This is a genomic window from Dermabacter sp. Marseille-Q3180 (assembly GCF_940792985.1).
GTDB lineage: Bacteria > Actinomycetota > Actinomycetes > Actinomycetales > Dermabacteraceae > Dermabacter > Dermabacter vaginalis.
The window spans coordinates 23,976-39,941 of sequence record NZ_CALNWU010000003.1 but is presented as its reverse complement, the minus strand read 5'-3'; the positions used below and the strand labels follow the sequence as shown (position 1 = coordinate 39,941).

Below are 15,966 nucleotides of genomic sequence, written 5' to 3'. Positions count from 1 at the left end.
GAATTAGCCAACACTGATGCACCTTCGGCGACAGCCCCACCCCTTGACGCACCGACGGACTCCCCTTGAGCCGGTGTAGCACACGTGCTACGTTTGCCGCATGAGTGAAGCACTCGGAATTGACCGCACGCTTCCGCAGCGTGAGCTAAGGAATCAATCCGCGCGCGTGCTACGCGCAGTCGCTGCGGGCGAATCTTTCGTCGTCACGAATCGCGGCGAAGCCGTCGCTCGTCTCGTGCCCATCGACGAACAGGAACCTCGCCTTCCGATCACGCGGCCCGCCTCGAGAATCGGCGGTTGGAGCGACCTCGTCGATTCCCACGTCACGTCCCGTCCGAGCGGTCGCGCGCAGCGAGCATTAGATGACGTGCGGGCGGAAAGACTATGACTGTCGCGCCGCGAATCTATGTTGATACTTCCGCGTTGGCGAAGCTCCTCCTCGGCGAACCGGATTCCTCCGCGCTCAGTTCTTGGCTCGACGCTTCACAGACCGAACTCGTTTCGAGCGACCTGCTCGAAACTGAGCTGAGGCAGATCGCCGTTCGCGAAGGCGTCGAGCAAAAGGTCGCCACGGCAATCCTCGCCGGGGTTTCACTCGCCACTTTGGACCGCACAGTCTTTCGGAGCGCAGGCCTCTTACCCGGGAAGCACCTTCGAACCCTCGATGCCCTCCATCTCGAAAGCGCTCTCCGCTTGGGTGCAGCCGCCATGCTGACATACGATCACCGCCTCACGGAAGCTTGCGAAAGCGTCGGCCTCGAGACCATCGCCCCCTCATAGTCGCCGAGCCCGCACATCTTCCCGTCGAATTTCGAAAGGGCTCGGCACTCAGCCCGCCGCCGTAAAACGACAAGACTCGGGCCCGAGCCTCATCGGCCCGGACCCGAGTCTCGCGGTATGCAGTTCGTACGAAACTAAGCGCGGTGAGCGCGGCGGCGCGCGACGAGCACGCCACCCGCCGCGACCATCGCGAAGGCCACACCCGCAACGCCAAGCGACTCGGCACCCGTGCGCGGAAGCGCCGACACACGCGAGCCGCGCGAGGTAGCCGAACCGGAAACATCTTGGCTCCTGCCGCCAGCAGACGACGAGACGCCCTCGGCATCGCCGGAAGCGGAGGTACCGTCGGAATCGCCCTGACCGGAACCACCCGCCGGCGCACCCTCAGCGTCGCCGGCACCGGGCGCAACATCGCCCTTGTCGAAAGCGAGAACGACGTATCCGGTCGTCGCACCGGCCTTGATCGTGTACACGTAACTGCCCGACTCGGTGTAGTTCGGGATCGTGATCGTGAACGTGGCCTTGCCGGTCTCGTTGCCGTCGAGCGTGTTGTCGACCGGGCCGCGACCGAGCTCGTTGCCCTGCTCGTCGTACACGATCGCTTCGGTCGGCTTGTCCTCGTCGGCTGTCATGGACAGCGAGCTGAGGCTGATTTCGACCTTGTCGCCAGCCTTGAACGAGTCGACCGAGGAGGTGAAGCCGATGCCACGCTGGCCCTGGTCGACCTTATACGGCGAGACCTTTTCGAGCCACGCGTTGAACGCATCCAGATCAATCTCGGTCGAGTCGATGCGGTTCTTGCCCTCGCCGAATACGGACGAGAGGAGGTACGAAGTCGTCGCCACGGTGTAGGTGGCCTCCGGGTCGACCGACTCGCCGTCGAGGCGCACATCCATCACCTTCGAGCCCTCGGGGGCAGCGGGGTTGTAGGTGTAGGAAAGGTTGCGGCTGAAGCCGGCGTTCTTCACGCGCGGCTTGCCGGAATCGTCGGTACCGAACTGCGCTTCTACGAGGCCGATCAGCTGCCCGCCCGTGATCTCGACCGTACCGAGGGTGTTACCGAAAGGCTGCACCGTGCCCGATTCAACAACGGTGATCTTGCCGTCTTGGTTCGGATCGAGGTCGGCACGGGTGCCGCCGGCATTCTGGTAGCCGAGATCGGCGCCCTGCTTCTGGTCCTTGCCCCAGGCGAGGAAACCGTCGGCAATCATGTTCACGGCCGTGGATTCGGCACCCGACGCGCGAGCCGTGAGGGCCTTGCCCTCGATCTCGGCGAGAGTCTTGTTGGTCTCGTTGGCGTAGGCGGCGGCCTTCGAATAGATATCCATCGCCTTCTCGTTGGTCGGCGCGTCAGGGGTCTGCTCGATGTCGGCGACCTCGCTCATGGAGGCGTCGACGCTTACCTCACCGTCAGCGGCGACGGTGATGTCGAAACGGCCGAGGAGCTTGCCGAAGTTTGCCGGTTGAATCACGGGAGCGCCGCTCGCGGTTGTGAGTTCCGCTTTGCGGTGGCTGTGGCCGCCCACCGCGGCATCAACGTTCTCACCCACCTTTGCGGCGATGTCGGCATCGTCGTGCACAAGAGCGATCACGACATCGGCTTCGCCGTTGGATTCGTCGCCGTCTTTGAGCTGCGCCGCGTACTTATCAACAGCCGCGGCCGGGTCCGTGACGGCGAGCCCCTGGTTCGTGAAGGAATCTACCGCTATGTCCTTCGGGGACGAGATCGGCGCGGTGCCAATGAAACCGACCTTCACCCCCGAGTCCGTGTCGATGATCGTGTACGGCGGGATCGCTTCGGGATCGGCGCCGGTGAGGTTCGCCGCGAGATACGGGAAGTTCGATTCCTTGTTCAGGCGGGCACCAACGGCCATGTCTTCTTTGTAGCCCTTATCGAACTCGTGGTTGCCGGCCGAGGACACCTGCACGCCCATCGCGTTGAGCGCCTCGATGGTCGGCTCATCCTGCTGCACCGAAGAAATGTAGGCGCTGCCACCCACCGAGTCGCCGTTGGATGCAACGATCGTGTCGCCCGGGTTCTCCGCTTTGATCTGGTCGATCTGGTAGGCGAGGTTCGGGACCCGTTCGAGGTGGCCGTGGAGGTCGGTGAAGGCTGCGACGGTGACGGTCTTCGAACCGTCATCGTTCACGGTGGCGAGCGCGGGGGCGGAAAGGGCAAGGGCGCTGGCTGTGGCCAGGCTCGCGCCCGTCAGCAGGGCACGGCGGGGGAAAAGGCGCATGAAGAATCCTCACGGAGATGCGGGTATGGAGTGGGGGAAGCACCCCAAGGCTACTCACCCGGGTTTGCCATTCGGGGTGGGGCCGGTGACGGCTTGGTGAACGTGCGCTGTTTCCGGTGGGCATACGAAAGTGGCGGGGGCTCGGGATTTCTCCCGCTCCCCCGCCACTTGTGTGCGGTGAGCGACGTGGCCTCACGGCCTCATCGGCGCTGTATCAGCGCTGCGAACGCGACTTCCTGCGCAGTGCCAGGACACCCACGCCGCCAAGGACGAGCAGCGCCGCGATGCCAGCCGTAGCGGCAATCTCTGCACCGGTGCGCGGCAGCGGGAGTGGCGACGAAGCTTCCGGACGATCCTGCTTATCCGGTGTGCCGCCCTGGTCGCCCGGCTTCTCGGGCGTACCGGGCTGATCCGGAGTGCCCGGCTCGTCGGGTGTACCCGGGGTGCCAGGCTCAACGCTCGGGTCATCCGTCGGATCCGGAGTCGGTTCCGTGGTCGGCTCATCCGTCGGATCCGGAGTCGGTTCCGTGCTCGGGTCATCCGTCGGATCCGGAGTCGGTTCCGTGCTCGGCTCATCCGTCGGATCCGGAGTCGGTTCCGTGCTCGGCTCATCCGTCGGATCCGGAGTCGGTTCCGTGCTCGGCTCATCCGTCGGATCCGGAGTCGGTTCCTCAGTCAGATCCGGAGTCGGTTCCTCAGTCGGGTCCGTGCTCGGATCGTCCGTCGGATCCGGAGTCGGTTCCTCAGTCGGGTCCGCGCTCGGATCGTCCGTCGGATCCGGAGTCGGATCATCCGTCGGATCGGTGCTCGGGTCATCCGTCGGATCCGGAGTCGGTTCCGTGGTCGGATCGTCCGTCGGAGCCGGCGTCGGATCATCACAGTTGCACTTGGTGCCGATGCGGATGATCTGCTTGACAGGTTCCTTGGTGCGCTCGGTGGTCACCTCGGGGTCGCCGGAAGGCTTGCCGTCGACGATCTTCTGCGTCGAGGTCACAACCTCAACACCGTTCTCACCCTTCTGGTCGATGACCTGCGTGCCCGACTCGAGGGTGTCATCGGTGATGATCTCCGTCTCGAACGGAATCGGGCGATCAATCTTCGTTACCACCGAGGTGTCCTTCGCGCGCGGGCCGTATTCAACGATGCGCGGCTTCGGGTCCTTGGTCGTGACGTCGGAGCGAGTCGAAACGTTCGGAACGCCACCTTCTTCGATCGTGGCATCGAACTTCACCGTAATGGTCTCTTCGCCGAACTCGCCTTCTTGCACAACCTTGACCTCGCCGGGAGCGAGCTCGGGGTTGGGTCGCATGATGGTCTCGTAGCCGACGGCGGTCGTCCACGTGAGCTCATCTGTGGCCTTGCCCGGCTTGGTGCCGACGGTAATGACCTGGTCAACGGGCTCTTCGGTGATCTCTTCCGAGATCTTCGGATCGCCCGGTTTCGAGTTGACGATCTCTCGCGTGATCGTCACGGTCTTCTTACCCGGCTTGCCTTCGGTGGTCACCTTGGACTCGCCAGCGGGCATGTTCGGGTCGTAGACGACCTTCACGCCGAAGGGAACGTCGGTCTCGAAGGACTCGGAGTTCTCGCCGGTGGTCTTGGTGCCGATGCGCAGCTTGCGCGGGGTCGGCTCCTTGGTGACGTTCTCGGTCGTTTCCGGATCGCCGACGGCGACTCCGTCCTTAAGCTTCCAGACCTTGGTGACTTCCTTCTCACCGAAGGCGCCAGCCTGATCCTCGACGACCTTGCCCGACTCGAGATTCGGGTCAGCTTCGATGATCGTCTCGAACGGAAGATGCTCGGTGTGCTTATCGGTCAGCTCAGTCTGGCTCGGTGCAGTACCGACCTCAATGATCTGCTTGGTCGGCTCACTGACGGTCTCAGTCGAGTCATCCGTGGTGATCTCACCGTTGTCGGAAGTCACCGTGAGGGTGTGCTTGACCGCACCCGGCTTGCCTTCCTGGACCACCTTGGTCTCGCCGGCCTTGAGGTTCGGGTTCTCACGAACCTCCACCTCGAACGGGGTGCTCTCGGTCCACTCCACGGTCTTGGAGGTGGTGTCACCCTTAGTGCCGACCTTGATGATCTTCTTGACCGGTTCCTCGATACGTTCGGTTTCGGTCGTGGTGCCCGTGACCTTCGAATTCTCGATGGTCTGGGTGGTGGTCACCTTATCCTTGCCCGGCTTGCCCTCCTGGACAGTCTCCTGGGTGCCAGCAGGCATGGAATCATCAAACTGAATCTCGGTCTCGAACGGAACCTCTACCTCGGACTCGGTGGTGTTCGTGCCCTCAGTCTTGGTACCCACGCGGATGATCTGCTTGACCGGTTCCTTCATACGTTCGGTGGTCACCTCGGGGTCACCCGAAGGCTTGCCATCGACGATCTTCTGCGTCGAGGTTACGACCTCGGTACCGGTCTCACCCTGCTGATCAACCTTCTGCTCACCCTCGGCGAGGGTGTCATCGAAGACGATCTCCGTCTCGAACGGAACCGGCTTCTCGGTCTTGGTCACCACGGAGGTGTCCTCAGCAGCCGGGCCGTATTCGATGATCTCCTTGACCGGGTCCTTGGTCTGCTTTTCTTCAGGGGTGACAGTTGCCTGGTCGCCCTTGGCAGTGAAGTCAGCGGTGTAGGTCTTCTCGCCAGGCACGCCCTTCTGGACGACCTTGATCTCACCCGGCTTCAGCTCCGGGTTCGGGCGGGTCTCCACCTCGAACGGAACCTGGGCAGTCCAGGTGACCTTCTCGGACGCCTCAGACGGCTTGGTGCCGACCTTGATGACCTGATCGACAGGCTGCTCGGTGACCTTCTCCTCCACCGTGGCTTCGCCATCGGGCTGAGAGTTGGTGACCTTCTGCGTCACGGTGATGGTCTTCTTACCCGGCTTGCCCTCGGTCACAACCTCAGACGTACCGGCAGGCATGTTCGGGTCAAACTCAACCTTCACACCGAACGGAACCTCAGACGTAACGGTTTCAGTCGTAGTACCGGTCGTCTTGGTACCGACGCGGATCTTCTCCGTTGTCGGTTCCTTGGTGCGCTCAGTGGTCACGGTCGGATCGCCGGAAGGCTTACCGTCAACCAGCTTCTGGGTCGAGGTCTCAACCTCGGTTCCCAGCTCACCCTTCTGGTCGACCACCTTTTCGCCGGCCGGCAGGGTGTCATCAAAGACAACCTCGGTGTCGAACGGAATCGGCTTCTCAGTCTTGGTCACCAGCTCGCTTGGAGCCAGACCCGGACCGTACTCGACGATGCGTTTGACGGGTTCCTTGGTGGTTTCTTCTTCGACTACCTCGGCTTTGTCGCCCTTCGCGGTGAACTTGGCGGTGAACTTCTTCTCGCCGTTCTCACCTTCCTGAACAACCCTGGTTTCACCAGGCTTCAGGTCCGGGTTCTCACGCACCTCAGTCGGGTACGGGATCGGAACCGTCCACGTCACATCCTTTGCGCTCTCAGCAGGCTTGGTGCCGACGAGCACGACCTCCTTGACCGGCTCCTCAGTGCGCTCCCAAGTGCCATCAGCATTCTGCTTTTCCGCACCCGGCTTGCCCTCGGTCTGAACCTTGTAGGTGCCGGCGGGGATGGTGTCGTCGTACTTGTACTCGACGTCGAACGGAACTTCACGGGTGGAAACGTCAACAACGTTCACCACAGCTTTAGCGGTGTCCGTGGAACCGTCCTCGTAGGTAACCGTAACGGGAATTTCAACCTGGGTGCCCGGTTCCGCATCTGCTGGCGCGGTTGCGGTGATCTGGCCTTTGTCGTCGATGGTCGCGGTCCAACCAGCGGGAATGGTGCCCAACTTGTAGGGGTTTTCGGCAGCCACCTTGACGTTTTCCGGCTTTTTGAGAGTCACCGGCAGCTTCGCGGTTCCACCCGGGTAAACCGTTTCCTCAGGATAGGTCGGATCGGCTTCCCAATTATTGCTCAGGTTCACCACGGTGGTGACGGGCACCTTCGGCGTGGAGCCGTCGGGGCGAGTCACCGTGACGGCGACGGTCTTCTTGTCGCCCGGCTTCGCACTCGCAGGCGGCGTAGCGGTGACCTCGCCGGTCTTCGGGTCGATCGTGTACTTCCAGCCGTCGACCTCTTGCTCGGTGACGGGCTTGCCGTCCTTCGTGCCGAACGAGAACGTGGAGCCCTTAGGCGCGCCGTCGATCTTGTGCGTCGCCGCAGTGTTCGGGCTAGTCGATTCCACGGAGTAGCTCGGGACAGCACCATCCGAAACTACCGCGATGGTGCCGGTCACCTTTTGCGCCTTCATGCCGTCGCCGTAGTGAGCGAGAACGGGAACGTCGAGCATGTCGCCTTCTTGGGCGCTCGCCGGGATGGTGGAGGTGAGTTCGCCAGTGTTCTCGTCGATCGTGACGGTCCAGTCACCATTGGTGTAGGTGAGGCTGCCGTCAGGGAAGGTGTAGCGGGTGGGCGCCTCATCGTCTGCGCTTCCGCTCAGACCCTCGTCGGGGACACTCACGGGCAGGGAGACCTTATCGCCGTTCGTGCCGGTCACCGTCTTGTACTCCGGGACCTTGATGTTCTCGACAACCTGGAACTGGGTCTCGATCTCATCCGTGGTCTGGTCCGGGTAGGTCGCGGTGACCTTCGGGGAGATCACGGTGCCTGAAGGCACGGTGTCATCAGCCGTGGCGGTAACGTTGCCCTTCTCATCCACGGTCACAGTCCAGCCCGCGGGAACGGTCGAGGGGTCAACTTCGAACTTCGCCGGCGCTACCGGCTTCTTGCCCTTCATGACGGGCTTCGTCGTGATCTGCGAGGTGAACTCCGTGCCGGGCTTCCCCTTTGCCATGGAAGGCGCCACGAGGTCCGTCACCTGCGTGTCGTTTGGATCGATCACCACGAGCAGCGGGAGGATATCCTTCGAGCCGTTCGAGTACGTGACGATCACGCGCGGCTGCGCGAACGTGCCCGGCGTGGGGTTCTCAGGCGCGATCACGGTGACGTTATGCGTAGTGGGGTCGAGTTCGACGTCCCAGCCCTCGTACACATAGCTCTTGTCCAGAGCGACAGTTGCGTTGAAGCCGCCGTCGCCCTTCTTCTCCATGAGGTCGGCGATCTTATCGGGCACCTGCGTGAAGGTCACCGACTGGCGACCCCCGGCGAGGGGACCTTCCTCGCTTTTCACACCCGAAATGATGGTCTCGTTCGCCTTGTCGTATTTCGGATCGTGGTACATCGTGTCATCGAGCGAGAAGGGCTTGCTGTCGATGACGTTCGGGGTGTTGTAGCGCTTGATCGAATTGGACTCCTTGGCCACGACTGCGAACTCGCCGCTTGCCGCCTGGAGCTGATCAACCGTGCGCGGCTTCGCGATCACGGAGAAGTTTACGTTCTGCTGACCGGAGATCGCGCGGGTCTCCTTTGACTGGTCGGCATTTTCTGCGTCACGGTACGCGGGCCACGTGTAGTAAATGTCGCCCTTCTCGTCCACGCGCAAGAGTTTTTCGCCACCGCCCGAGGCAGCGGCATCGCTCGTGGCAAGGAACGTGCCCGTGCCGTCATTCGCCTCCACGACCATGCGGGAGATCGATTCGGCATCGGCGTTGATGTTCCCCACCTTGGTTTCTTCACCGGCAACGATCACGTGTTTCGTGAGGTCTTCCCACGTCACCGTGATGGGGCTGCAGTCGGCGTTCTCGCTCGGCCACGGGTTGAAGGCGGCCTCCGCAGACCGTTCTGCACCAAACTGCTTCGAAGGATCTGTGTTGTCCTCGGTGTACATGTCAACCCAGGTATAGGTGACGGGCGCTTCCGCCGTTGCCTTCGCATATTGCCCGATTTTCTCGCCCGTCAGCGCTGGCGCGATGGTCGCGGTGAGAGGTGAGCGTCCCGCCTTGTTAATGGACATGACCTCGTCGGCCTTGTGCGTCGTCGGGCGGAATTCAGACCAAACCTGGGTGCCGGCATCGACCGCAGGAACGTCGTGCTTCGTCGCGGGCGCATTATTATTCGATCCCAACAAGAGCCAGTCGTTGATAGTGCGATCCTTCGAACCATCGAAAGACGCCACCGCGCCGAACTTCCTGCGGTTGTCGCCCTTGCTCACTGGACCGGGCTCGACGAAATTCCACGAGAAGCCCGCCTGGCTGCCACTCTGTTCGGTACTTGTGATCCGACAGGTTCCCGCCGGCAGATCCGACGCCATCTGGGCATCCTTCTCAACGACACCGGAGCCATTGGTGCCGCGGATGCCACCGGTGAGCGTTTTTACGTCGCCGTTGCCATCGGCCTCGCCTGCCGCTGCCGCGGGCTGCGGGGCAAAAATACTGTGGGGGAATGCGCCAAGTGCGCCTACCGCGAGGGCGATAGCCGAAAGCGCAGCGACGCCAGCGCGAGGCCTCAGCCTGCGGGGCGTAGTACTACGGGAAGAAGTCATTCCTCAATCCTTCAATCTAGGGATTTTGCCGCGCCCCTCAACGGCGTGCGCGGCGGATGCGATGCATCATCACGTGGCGCTCCGCACCTTCTCTCGTTGGGCGGAGACAGCCTCGTTACCACCTTTGAGCCTAACGCACAGCATTACTTCACGCTAGAGTCAACTTTCCTCGAGTGGGGAACGTCAAACCCTCCGAGGCCAGGCCCTTTTCTCGGGCCTGGCCTCGGAGGCTCTCTTGGGGCACACAGCACCCCTTTATCGTTTCATCACATTTGGTTAAGCGCGACGGGGGCGGCGCGAGGCAAGCACGGCACCCGCCACCACAAGCGCACACGCGAATCCACCAAGCACGCGAGTCTCGGCACCCGTGCGCGGGAGCTGACCCACCCGCGGCACACCCGCAGAACCGGACTCATGCGGCCTCGCGGCAACGCCCCGCTCGGCGCCTCCCGGCCGCGAGCTCTCGCCGGAAGGCTGCTCATCCGACGATTGCCCGGCAGCCGTCGGACCCTCACCCTCGCCCGGCGCACCCGGCACAGCCGGTTCGGCAGAACCACCCGGTTCACCAAGCGTGCCCTCACCAGCAGGATCACCGGGCTGAGCACCATCCGACGCTCCCGTGTCATCCGTCGGACCCTCAAACACACACGGCACCTGAACCGACGTGAGCGCACCCTTCTCCACACCGTCCTGGAAGAACCACGCGGGGCGCGCGCCCTCCACGCAGCGATCCGAAAGGGCAAAGCCCTCGTTATTCACGTTCGGCATATTCGCCGGGCGGCGCATGTGCACAACCACCGGGGACTCCTTCCCCGTGAACGTGAAGCGAGCAAGGCGACCCTCGTAACCGTCATCCGCCATCACCCACAGCTGCTCCGTGAGCGCATCGTAATCAAGGCCCATCGCACCGCCGATCTTCGAATCGAGATCCGCGATCACCTCCGCCGAATTATCGCCGTTCAGCACGAGGGCATAAACGTGACCGTTATCCTCAAGCGCCACAAAGAACACGCCATTCGCCGTGGCATCCGGGTAATTCGCCGAGGTGTACGGCGCATTCTTCGCGGAATCCCACAGCTTGCCCTCGAGAGCGTTCGACGGAACCCACTCAACCGACTCGATGCCCGTGTTCGCCGACACCTGCGGAAGCAAAGCCGTAATATCCCACTGCTTCGACGCGACAACCTCCGGGCCTTCCGCATTCGGATCGACCTGCAGGATCGCGTTGAAATTCACGCCCTTATTGGAGTTGTCACGCTCCACGGCGAGATACACCTTGCCATCACCCGCAACGGTGATGCCTTCGGCATCGGGGCCTTTCGCCTTCGGGTTCCCCGTATCCTTCGCGAAACGCACGCGCTTCGGGGACTCGAAACCCTCGGCCGGCTCAACCGTGCCATCCTGGTGCGCCACGAGCTTCCAGATCGCGCCCGTGCCGTTATCCACGGCCCACAGGAAACCCTCCTCGAAATCGAGGCCCGACGAATCCTCGTAGAACATCGAGCTTTCATCAATCACCGCGGGATCCTGCTCGCCGGGGAAGTCGGAAAGCTCCACGCCGTCCACCGCCGGACCATCCTCAACCACAGGCTGATCGCCCTCACTGCACCCATTCGCAGCGCCCTTCGTGGGCACATACGCCTCTACGAACGCCCCCTCGCCATCGGGGCAGCGCGCGAGCGTGACATCCGCGTGACCACTCCACTCGTGCTCCGCCGCGAGAACACCGCCCCCAGTGAACACGCTCGCCTTATCGTTCTTGCCGAGACCAAACGTGAAGTGCGTGTTCTGGTCAAACACAAAATACTCACCCGGGTCAATCACGGTGCCCACCGGAACAGGCGTCACATCACGTGCATGCCCCACCGGATCGTTATCGAGCACATACCAACCCGAAAGATCAATCGGCGCATCGGAAACATTCTTGATTTCAACCCAGTCGGTCGCATCGCCATTCGACTCAATTTCGTTGAGCGCGATCTTCGGCGCCACACACTCGTTGGCCTTGCCCAGGGTCGCCTTCCCCAGAGACAGCACACCCTCGCCATCCGGGCAGCGGGAAAGCGTGGCCGACGCCTGATCGCCTTCAATCGCCGCATGGCTCTCCCAGTCGACGCTATCGACAAGCTCGCCGTTGGCGTCGAAAAGGCGCGCCTGATCACTCGAGCCGAGGCCGATCGCTTCAGCGAACTCACCTGCAACGAAGCCACCAGCACCCTGATCGAAGACCTCGCCCGCGGTGTGATCGTCGATCACAAGGAACGCGCCCGGCTCGAGAACCGTGCCCTCGGCAATACGGAAACGGTGATCGTCCGAGTTGTCACGAAGTTCGAAACCCGACAAATCGAACGGCTCATCACCCGGGTTGAACAGCTCCACGGCATCCGCGGGAGCCGAATCCACCTCATTGATCACAGCGGTGCCGGGCTTCGGCTCCTCCTCGGGAACCTCGCACGTATTCGCCGCACCGAGAGTCACCTCGCCGGCTTCACCAAACTCACCGGTGCCATCCGGGCAGCGCGACCAATCGCCGAGGCGAGCGCCAGCCTCATAGGTGTACTCGTCAACGAACGCACCGTTCTGGTCCATGAGGCGCACCGAATCGCCCTTACCGAGACCGAACTCAAAATCCATGTCCTTCTCGAGAACGAGGTACTCACCAGGCACAAGCTCACCCTCGAGGTCGCCCTCACCGGGACGATCCTTATCGTCATGCACCGACCAACCCGTGAGATCCACCGTCGTGGAGCCCGCGTTGTACAGCTCGATGGAATCGACGCGGCCGTGCCCCACCGGATCGTCGAACACGATCTCGTTGATCACGACGGAAAGATCGGCGGGTGTTTCAGAGGTTCCGGGAGTCTCCCCGGGCTGCTCCCCTGCCGGAGTGTTCTCAAGCCCCTTCGAGGAAACACCCTCAACAACGTCGCCATTCTCGGCGCGAATATAGGTGCTCTCAGCGTGGCCTTCCCACTCAAAAGCATCGAGAAGCGTCTCGCCGTCCTTATCGAAAAGGCGCACGACGTCGCTCTTACCGAGGCCGAAATCAAACGAGCCGAGGCCAGTCTTGTCGTCGAACTCGTCAAACACCAGGTAAGCGCCCGGCTCAATAATCGTGCCCTCGGGAATCACGAAGACGTGGGTGTCGTCGGAATCCTTCACCACAAAGCCCGAAAGATCCACGGGCTCAGAACCCGAGTTGAACAGCTCGAACCAGTCACCGGGCTCGCCACCCTTCGACTCGACCTCGCTCACATAAACATCATTCGTGATTGGGGCGGCACTCGCCACAAGAGGCTGTGCAACGCCGCCCGCCGCACACACGGCAATAATGCCGAGCGCGGCGAATCCGGAGCGTACCGAACGCATGGGGGTCCTTACTGTTGAGGAGATAGGGACTTTGTCACGGTGTCATGGAGTAGTTTCCTGCCGGTTGCCGCTCGGTAAACGGAAGATGGATGTGTCCAGCTCAGGGGCGCCGAGGCGCCAAGCCGGCTACGACCTGCGCACCTCCACATCAACCCCCACCACTTCGCCCGTGGCTCGCGCGCTTTCCAGCACGGTCTCGAACATGCGATCCCACTGGGGCTTCTCGGGAAGAGTGCGAGTGAACTCTTCGGGCGCTCCCACTCCCCTCGCCTGCTGGAACACCAGTCTTCGCACGCGCCTCGGCGCGCCAGCCTCCCGCCACAGGTCGGAAGCCACCTCCACGATTCGCGGCGCGTACGGGGCGAGAAGTGGCGTGAGAGTCGTGCGCAACTCAATTTCTACCCCGGCGCGCGCCAGGGCCAGGAACGACCTTGTCGAGTTCTCCCACGCACGCGCGGAGCCAGGCACGGGAAGTCCGACGGTTGCCTCGAAAACCTCGGGCGGAGCCTTGAGATCGAAGCCCACCCAATCCACGAGAGGACCGTTCTCAGCTTTCACGATCGACTCGATGCGCGTGGGAAACGCGCCTCCCGTGTGAAGACCGGCGCGAAAGCCGAGGTCGCGAACCTCCTCGAGCGCGGGGATGAGCGCGTGCTGCATCGTGGCCTCGCCGCCGGAAAAGACGACGCCGTCAAGCAGACCGCGGCGCCGCTCGAGCAAGCCTCGCACCTCGCCCCACGGCACCGTGCCTGGCCTGCGCGGGTCGAGAATCGCCCGATTGTGGCAATAGCTGCACCTCCACGGGCACCCCTGGAGAAACAGGGTCGCCGCGAGCGTGCCGGGCCAATCCACGGTCGAGAGGGGCACGAGACCCGCGATTCGCAAATCCTCCGCCGCAGGCGGGGTGGAGCGTGCGCTCATGCAGTCACGACGGTTGCCGAGCGAGCGTCGGAACCCGTGATTGTCCCGTGGTTTCCGGCCGCGCTTTCCGTGAAAAATTTGCGTTCTTCGAATTCGCCCTTTTTCCCGATATTGAACGAGCTTACTGGCCGGTGATAACCCATGACACGCGTCCATACTTCGCATACGTCGCCGCACATGGGGCACTCGCGATGTTCACCCTTGAGGTAGCCGTGGCTCGGGCAGATCGAGAAGGTTGGAGTGATGGTGAGATACGGAAGATGGAAGTTCGAGAGGGCACGCTTCACGAGCTGTTTCGCGGCCTTGGGCGAACTCATTTGCTCATTCATGTAAAGGTGCAGCACAGTGCCGCCGGTGTATTTGGTTTGCAGCTCGTCTTGCCATTCGAGTGCCTCGAACGGATCCTCGGTGGCGCCCACGGGAATCTGCGAGGAATTCGTGTAATACGGATTTTCATCCGTGCCGGCCTGGAGAATACCGGGGAAGCGTTCACGATCAGCTTTGGCGAGGCGATACGTTGCACCTTCCGCCGGAGTGGCCTCGAGGTTATAGAGGTTCCCCGTTTCCTCCTGGAACTGCACCATCTTTTCGCGAATATGGTCGAGGATGCGCACGCACATCGCGCGACCCGCATCCGTCACGAGGTTCTCGGTGTCGCCCGTAAAATTGCGCACCATTTCGTTCATGCCGTTCACGCCGAGCGTCGAGAAGTGGTTGCCGAGGTGCCCCATGTAGCGCTTCGTGTACGGGTAGAGTCCGCGATCGATGAGCTCCTGCACAGTCGCGCGGCGCTTCTCAAGCGTGTCTTTCCCGAGTTCGAGGAGTCGATCGAGGGCATTCACGAGCGCGTGCTCATCCCCCTTGTGCAGGTAGCCGAGGCGCGCCATATTGACCGTGACCACTCCGATCGACCCCGTAAGCTCGGCACTACCGAAAAGACCGTTGCCGCGCTTGAGGAGTTCGCGCAAATCAAGCTGAAGGCGGCAGCACATCGAGCGAATCTGCCCCGGATCGAGCTCTGAATTAATAAAGTTCTGGAAGTACGGAAGGCCGTATTTTGCCGTCATCGTGAAAAGGCGTTCCGTATTAGGGGAATCCCACTCAAAATCACGCGTGATGTTGTAGGTGGGAATCGGGAAGGTGAACACCCGCCCATTCGCATCGCCTTCCGTCATGACGTCGATATAGGCGCGGTTAATGAGGTCCATTTCCTCCTGCAGCTCGCCGTACGTAAAGTCGCACACCTCGCCACCTACAAGCGGGTACTGATCCTTGAGATCCTCGGGGCAATTCCAATCAAAGGTGAGATTCGTGAACGGGCACTGGCTTCCCCAGCGGCTCGGCACATTAAGGTTATAAATGAGCTCTTGCATGTTCTGGCGAATCTCGCTATAGCTCATCGAATCGAGCCTCACAAAGGGAGCCATATACGTATCAAAAGAGCTAAACGCTTGCGCACCAGCCCACTCGTTTTGCAGCGTGCCAAGGAAGTTCACGATTTGCCCGCACGCACTCGAGAAATGCTTCGGCGGGGCAGAGGCGATCGCTCCCGGAACACCGTTGAAACCTTCTTGAAGCAGCGTGCGTAGCGACCACCCGGCGCAATATCCGGTGAGCATGTCGAGGTCGTGGATATAGATGTCGCCCTCGCGGTGAGCGCGACCGGCCTCCTCACTGAACACCTCGTCCAGCCAATAGTTCGCCACGAGCTTGCCCGCCGAGTTGAGCACGAGACCGCCCACGCTGTAGCCCTGATTCGCGTTCGCGTTCACGCGCCAATCGGCGCGAGCAAGATAATCGTTGATTGTGGAAATCGGATCCACAAGGGTGCGCTCAGGTTTCTGGCGTGCGGGCATGGTGCGCTCCTATCGCAAAAATGGGTGGTGGTGAGAGTGGATGTTCGGTGCCGCTAGCGCCGCGGGGCGCCTTCCTCGGCTGCCCACCCAGATTCACCCAGAGGCGGAACATCTTGTGGTGCGACACGCGGAGGCCACAATATGTAGTGGTTTCAGTGACGGTGTCAGCGGCACAGATCGGGACGAGCGTCCCGAAGGTGGGTCGTCGCACATCCAGATTTATGAAAGTGGTGAATAACCGCGTTAGATGATTGCTTTTCGACGCGAGGCGGCGATTTTTCACCACTTTCGTGATCGCAGAGTTCAGCCAAGGCTGGGTGAGCTGGGTTGACGCAATAGGTGGCGCAGAGTCCCCGAACCTCCACGGAGTAGGCCGATAGACTTGTCGAGGAGCAACGGCCCC

The 15,966-nt window shown here is 62.0% G+C and carries 7 protein-coding genes; 2 read left to right on the top strand and 5 right to left on the bottom strand.

What is annotated here, in order from left to right:
• Nucleotides 1-100 precede the first annotated feature (100 nt).
• Nucleotides 101-388 (top strand): type II toxin-antitoxin system Phd/YefM family antitoxin, encoded by a 288-nt coding sequence (locus tag NBW56_RS08065; RefSeq protein WP_250258783.1) that lies wholly within the window; start codon nucleotides 101-103, stop codon nucleotides 386-388.
• Entirely contained in the window at nucleotides 385-780 is a 396-nt protein-coding gene (locus NBW56_RS08060; RefSeq protein WP_250258782.1) for a type II toxin-antitoxin system VapC family toxin, read from the top strand. Before NBW56_RS08065 ends, NBW56_RS08060 begins: the two co-directional genes overlap by 4 nt.
• Before the next feature lie 134 nt (nucleotides 781-914).
• Here NBW56_RS08060 and NBW56_RS08055 read toward each other — a convergent pair whose 3' ends face one another.
• The 5 genes from NBW56_RS08055 to NBW56_RS08035 all read right to left on the bottom strand — a co-directional run bounded on the left by NBW56_RS08055 (nucleotide 915) and on the right by NBW56_RS08035 (nucleotide 15,563).
• Nucleotides 915-3,020, bottom strand: coding sequence for a bifunctional metallophosphatase/5'-nucleotidase (locus tag NBW56_RS08055; protein WP_250258781.1), 2,106 nt, complete (start codon nucleotides 3,018-3,020; stop codon nucleotides 915-917).
• Between the two features lie 214 nt (nucleotides 3,021-3,234).
• The gene (locus NBW56_RS08050) at nucleotides 3,235-9,417 is read right to left on the bottom strand and encodes a G5 domain-containing protein (protein ID WP_250258780.1); all 6,183 of its coding nucleotides are present in this window, start codon (nucleotides 9,415-9,417) and stop codon (nucleotides 3,235-3,237) included.
• A gap of 276 nt (nucleotides 9,418-9,693) precedes the next feature.
• Entirely contained in the window at nucleotides 9,694-12,786 is a 3,093-nt protein-coding gene (locus NBW56_RS08045) for a lamin tail domain-containing protein (RefSeq protein ID WP_250258779.1), read from the bottom strand.
• 126 nt (nucleotides 12,787-12,912) lie between these two features.
• Nucleotides 12,913-13,707, bottom strand: a complete 795-nt coding sequence (locus NBW56_RS08040; protein WP_250258778.1) for an anaerobic ribonucleoside-triphosphate reductase activating protein — start codon at nucleotides 13,705-13,707, stop codon at nucleotides 12,913-12,915.
• Nucleotides 13,704-15,563 carry a ribonucleoside triphosphate reductase gene (locus NBW56_RS08035; RefSeq protein ID WP_250258777.1) on the bottom strand — a complete coding sequence of 620 codons (1,860 nt, stop codon included), beginning with the start codon at nucleotides 15,561-15,563 and terminating at the stop codon, nucleotides 13,704-13,706. Before NBW56_RS08035 ends, NBW56_RS08040 begins: the two co-directional genes overlap by 4 nt.
• Nucleotides 15,564-15,966 lie beyond the last annotated feature (403 nt).